The sequence below is a fragment of the Caballeronia sp. genome, from assembly GCF_049581465.1.
Taxonomy (GTDB): domain Bacteria; phylum Pseudomonadota; class Gammaproteobacteria; order Burkholderiales; family Burkholderiaceae; genus Caballeronia.
Map to the genome: position 1 here is coordinate 1 of NZ_JBAUSA010000887.1, position 5,385 is coordinate 5,385.

4 protein-coding genes and 1 pseudogene are annotated in these 5,385 nt (G+C 57.0%); all 5 read left to right on the forward strand.

Translation table 11 applies throughout. The features are described 5' to 3' along the window. The first annotated feature begins 36 nt into the window (after positions 1-36). Positions 37-765, forward strand: a pseudogene (locus WCA53_RS21655) (IS6 family transposase). Positions 766-1,390: 625 nt separating this feature from the next. Next, on the forward strand, positions 1,391-2,929 hold the full coding sequence (locus WCA53_RS21660) for an MFS transporter (RefSeq protein WP_423915466.1): 1,539 nt from the start codon (positions 1,391-1,393) through the stop codon (positions 2,927-2,929). A gap of 180 nt (positions 2,930-3,109) precedes the next feature. Then, positions 3,110-3,583, forward strand: a complete 474-nt coding sequence (locus WCA53_RS21665) for a cupin domain-containing protein (protein ID WP_423915468.1) — start codon at positions 3,110-3,112, stop codon at positions 3,581-3,583. Between the two features lie 438 nt (positions 3,584-4,021). Beyond that, on the forward strand, positions 4,022-4,171 hold the full coding sequence (locus WCA53_RS21670; RefSeq protein ID WP_423915470.1) for a copper resistance protein CopC: 150 nt from the start codon (positions 4,022-4,024) through the stop codon (positions 4,169-4,171). Between the two features lie 322 nt (positions 4,172-4,493). Further along, positions 4,494-4,943 carry a MarR family winged helix-turn-helix transcriptional regulator gene (locus WCA53_RS21675; protein ID WP_423915473.1) on the forward strand — a complete coding sequence of 150 codons (450 nt, stop codon included), beginning with the start codon at positions 4,494-4,496 and terminating at the stop codon, positions 4,941-4,943. The last annotated feature ends 442 nt before the right edge of the window (positions 4,944-5,385 follow it).

Sequence of the window (5,385 nt, forward strand, 5' to 3'; positions counted from 1 at the left end):
TGTCAGGTTGCCGTGTCGGTAGGGTAAGATTGGACGATGAAAAAATCGAAAGCGCTCTATCACCGTCACCGCTTTCCGGCTCACGTCATCAGTTGCGCAGTGCGATGGTATTTTCGTTTCCAGTTGAGCCTGCGCGACATCGAAGAGTTGCTCTTCGAGCGCGGCATGACCGTGACCTACGAGACGATCCGGTGCTGGTGCGATAAATTCGGCGCGGGCTCTGCCCACCCGGTGAAGGCGGCACGCCGCACGCCGGCCGGCACATGGCACCTTGACGAGATGTTCGTGACGTTGCGCGGCATGCCTCTGCTATGGCGTGGGGTCGACGAGCACGGCGCTGAACTCGATATCCTGCTGCAAAAGCGGCGTGACAAAGCCGCCGCTAAGCGCTTCTTCAAGCGCGTGCTGCGCTCGAACCCGGTGCCGGACAAGATCGTCACCGATCACGCTGCGTAGCTATCCGGTGGCGAAGGCCGAGATCCCGGAACTTGCGGACGTGAAGCACGTGTTCGTCAAAGCGGCAGCCCGGCTGAACAACCGCGCTGAGAATAGTCACCAGCCGACACGTGAACGCGAGCGGCGTACGCGCGGCTTTTGCGACCCGAACACACACAGGTATTTCTCTCGTGCTTCGGATCGATTCGGCAACATTTCGCACTGAAGCGACATCTGTTGCGCGCTTCGCTCCACCGCAAGCAACTCGCGACCCGCTTCGCCGCTTGGCGCGAACTCACCGACGTTACTCAAAATCCGTCTGGTTTCTGAACAGTTGCCGTACCTGCCGCCGTTCTGTCTTTTATCAGCAAGTCGACAGCGCCGTGACGAGATCTTCGTTTCTATGTCTCTAGTAGTTGGATGGGCTGATTTCAATGCCATGCGTGAGATCGTGCAGAGTTTAGGGGCCAGTTGTCTACTGCCCTGCATCTTGACGAGGAAGACTACCGCCTCGCGCGACGGTTCATTTCTGTCGTTGAGAAGCGCGCCTTGGCTCGTGACACGCTCGACCTCCTATCTTTGTCTGATGAATTCACTGGACCCGGATCGTTTACCGGACGGAAAAACTCTTTTCTCGAGGCAAGTAATTTCAATCGGCAAACATCGAGTAATATACTGGCATATACCGTTTTATAGCGAACTTCACACGAGTAGCGAGGTGCGAGGTTGGATCATCGATCTGGCCTCAAGGCTGGATGAAGGCTCGATCGTTGAGTCGATGTAACTCCTGACGAAGGTTGGTCCAGAAGTAAGTTAGTGGCATATACCATTTCGTGGCACCGGAGTGGTGGTGTTCTTTGCCCATCGGGATTTCGAAAAATGGTATATGCCGTTATATTGGCTCCCGTTGGAGCATCCGTCCGGTCCGGCACAAGACCTGAATTGGAGTGAAAGCGTGTCACGGAAGTTGATGTTGTTGCTCTGTGTGTCGGTTCCATCATTCATGATCAATCTTGATGCGAACATTGTCGCGGTCTCGCTTTCGTCGATCGCAAAGTCGCTACACGCCGATTTCGCAGCGATTGAGTGGGTGATTTCGGCCTACACGTTGGCCTTCGCTACCCTTGTCATGCCCGCGGGTGCCCTCGCGGACAGGTTAGGCCGTAAGCGGGTTCTGATCGTCGGTCTGTCAGTATTCACCATCGCATCGTTCTTTTGCGGCGCTGCCTCGTCAAGCGCAGTCCTCAATATCGCCCGCGCAGTTCAAGGCGTTGGCGCAGCGTTGCAGTTGAGTGCCGCGCTCGCGATTTTGTCGCACGGCTTTCAGGGCAGGGAAAGAGCAAGGGCATTCTCGTTCTGGGGGTCGGTCGTCGGCGTCGCCATCATGCTCGGGCCAATCGCCGGCGGACTCATTACCCAGTTGCTCGGCTGGCAATGGGCCTTTTACATCAATCTTCCTATTGGCCTCGTCATGATTGGCATGACGATGATGACAGTCGAGGAATCCAATGACCCCCACGTGAATCGTGTGGACGTTGCAGGCGTGCTGACTTTTAGCGGCTTTCTCGGTCTCCTGACTTGGGCGTTGATTCTCGGCAATCGCATCGGCTGGAGCAGTGCCGAAATACGGATCCAGTTGTCGGGCGCGGCTGCGCTCCTGATCGCATTTCTTGTCGTTGAAGCAAGGCAGTCGCGGCCAATGGTCGATCTTGGCATGTTCTTCAAGCGCACTTACCTGGGTGCGAACACGGTTGCGGTGTCTTTCGCGGTCACGTTCCTGACCATGCTCACCTATCTGCCCTTCTTTTTCCAGAGCGCGCTCGGATATTCGCCGTTTCACGCTGGGATATCGATGCTTCCGCTCGTGGTACCGCTTTTTGTGGTGCCGCGAATCGTTTCGTCCCATCTCGAACACCGTCTCTCCGGGCGTGGGATGCTTGTACTGGGTCTGCTGCTTGTGGCGGTCGGTCTTCTGTTCACGGCGATGTGCATCACGCGGTTCAGTTACCTGGAGATCGCCATTCCAATGTTTGTGGCGTCTATCGGCGCCGGCATCTTGAACGGTCAGGTCGTCAAGGTCGGCATGACCGTGATTCCGGTCGAGCGAGCTGGCATGGCCTCTGGCATTTCGGGAACAATGAGGTTCAGCGGAGTCGTGGTCGGCTTTGCCGCGCTCGGTGCGGTTCTCTTTCAGCGGATCGCCTCAAATCTGAATCAAGCGCTTCCCGGCATTGACGAATCGGCTCGAGTCGAGATCACGCGTCTCATTGCCAACGGAAACGTCGAATCTGCTGGAGCCGCACTGACTTCCCATGGGGCAATGGCACAGCTTGCGTTCCAGAGTCTTGCTCACGGATATGTGAGTCTGATGCTGGCAGCCTCGGCTGTCGGCTTCATTACCGCGGCCGTCTCGTGGGTTCTAATCGACCCAGCGGAAACGCCGGCGCATCCGAAAGCGGCCGTACCCGTCGTGGCGGAGGTATCCATCGACTAAACGTGTTCGGCGCAGACCACCGCGGGCAAGGCCATTACCCGCGTTGGTACTCCCCGTAAGTGGAATGGGACGACTGAGTCCTGTGTTGCTTGTTCCTCGGATTGCTCTAACACTAAGGCGACCCGAACCTCAGTCGGTGCATTCGACATTTTATGGCATATACCATTAAGGAGCTTTATCATGCAAAAGACGAAGGGTGATGGTTTTCAATGGCGAGTCGCGTCTGTGTTATCTGCAGCGCTGTTGTCCGTTAGTGGTCTCGCTTTAAGTCAGAGTGCGTTCGCGGCACTCAGCGAGGAAGTTACTATGCAAACGCTGCCGCCTCTGGATACGACGATCGCTGGTGAGCGGCTGGAGTACCTAAGTACCGCACAACCGGTAGTTTCCACGGAAATTCTCACGATTCCGCCACGGACTACGACACAGTGGATGACCCATCCGGTTCCCGCCTATCTTTATGTGCTGCAGGGAACGTTGACCGTTGAGTTTCAAGACGGGCAGCGGCAGCAGTTTTCCGCTGGTCAGGCGTTCCTGCAGTCGCGAACGCATTGGCATCGTGGGCGCAACGACACGAACGAACCGGTCAAGTTTCTTGCCGTCTTCATGGGATCGAAAGGTGTACCCGTAATCCTGCACCCGCCGACCGATCACTGACCGAGATTGCAACTGGAATCGACCAGTTGAAATAGCCCATGTCAAGTTCGGCTGCATGTTGACGCTCAAACGCCAACTCGTCACGCTGGCCGTGTTAGTGGGGCTCTAAATGAACTCCTATGGCCAATTCGGCATCGAGGCGCAGATTCCGATCAACCGCGCGACCGGCACGGACACGGGCACCCCCGCGCAAGTGCGTTTCTTCTTTGACGACATCTCCGCAAACTCGATCGGCAAACCACTGTTTCGACGCCACAGGAGCTCGCTCATGAAACTACACACGAGGATACGCGCCATCGTTGCCGCGCCAATGGTTGCCGCCTGCCAGTTCGCGCACGCGCACGCCTACCCTGTCCATCAGATGTCAGGCGCGGGCTCGACGGTGTCCGCCTCTCAGAAAGACGTCGCGATCGACCACGACGAGGGGCGACGACAGACTTGGCGCTCGTCACACACGACCCGACGAAAAAGAAGCACATGTCGGTCGCGCTGAATCTGCGCACGCCCGGGCTCTATACGGTCTCCTGGGTCGCGGTCGCCGCGGACGGCCACCGCACACAGGGGCGCTACACGTTCAAAGTGGAATGATGGAGTTATTCGCTCGTCCCTGCACAGATTCGCGGAGTGGTACTACAGGATCGCGTCGCTACTCGGATACATGGGCGCGCGGCACACCTCGGCGCACTGCTCTTGTTCACCACACTTGACGTGGAGCTCCGTGCCTACAATCGGATGACCGATCTGCCCCAAATGGACTTGGCAAGCCATCGCGACAGATCGGTTGCTGTTCATTAACTGCCTTATATCTTACAAATGCATTGAAGGTATGTACCATCAATTCGAGCTAGAATAGCTGATTAGTTGGGAACTTAAGTCCCGCACCATCAGCTACTTCAAGTAGGACCAAAACATGAACACGTTTCTTACGCCAAGCATCTGTAGCTACGGCGCACTGCGGCGCGCAACCAGAGGCATAGGACAGCTCTATGACGGAATGATAGGTAGCGCTGGTATCAACGCCGCCCAGTACAACCTGCTTCACACAATATCGCGCCTGGATGCGCCCACCCAGAGTAAACTGGCAGGCGAGATGGTCATGGATCTATCTGCGCTTGGTCACACGCTGAAGCCACTTATTCGGGACGGCCTTGTCGCGAGCCGGAAGGACAATGAAGATGCCCGCAGGCGCCGCATCACCCTGACTAAAGCCGGAGAGGCCAAGCTACATGAGGCGGAAATGCTCTGGAAGCAGGCGCAAAAGCGTTTCGACTCGCTTGTAGGCCGCACTACCGCCAGGGAGTTCCGAGAGATGCTTGACCAGCTTGCTTCCCCCAAATTTGCAGAGCAGTTTTTGGCCTGAAGGCGTGTATTCTCCTGCAGGGCCGTGATACGACCCTTGCTTTGAGCCGGGACCAGCAAACCTTAGAGGTCACAAGGACGGCGCAGCATCATCCGTAACCGCACGCCCAGTCCGGACGTTGCAGCGCCAACCCATGCTGCTCCTTGTACACAGCCACGGGCGGATTCTCCCGGGGGAGCTGGGGGAAAAAAGGGAATTTGCGAGCGGCGAGCTTCGCGAAGGTAACGTTCGTTGCGCTTCTAGACCGACGGCAGCATGCTTGTTGTGTTTGCTGTGCTCGCCGGGATGTGAGTGTGAATGCAGCTCCGCGCGATCGCCGGCTTAGGCTCGCGGGCCCGGTAATTTGACGTTGCCCGCGAATTTCGGATCCCTTAACTGAGTGGGATTATGCCACCCGTTGGTTCTGGGCAGCGTACCAGTCCCGCTCGAACTGCATGGGACT

Coding starts and splice junctions, on each gene's coding strand:
- WCA53_RS21665 (WP_423915468.1), top strand. CDS start 3,110: ATGCAAAAGACGAAGGGTGATGGTTTTCAATGGCGAGTCGCGTCTGTG.
- WCA53_RS21675 (WP_423915473.1), top strand. CDS start 4,494: ATGAACACGTTTCTTACGCCAAGCATCTGTAGCTACGGCGCACTGCGG.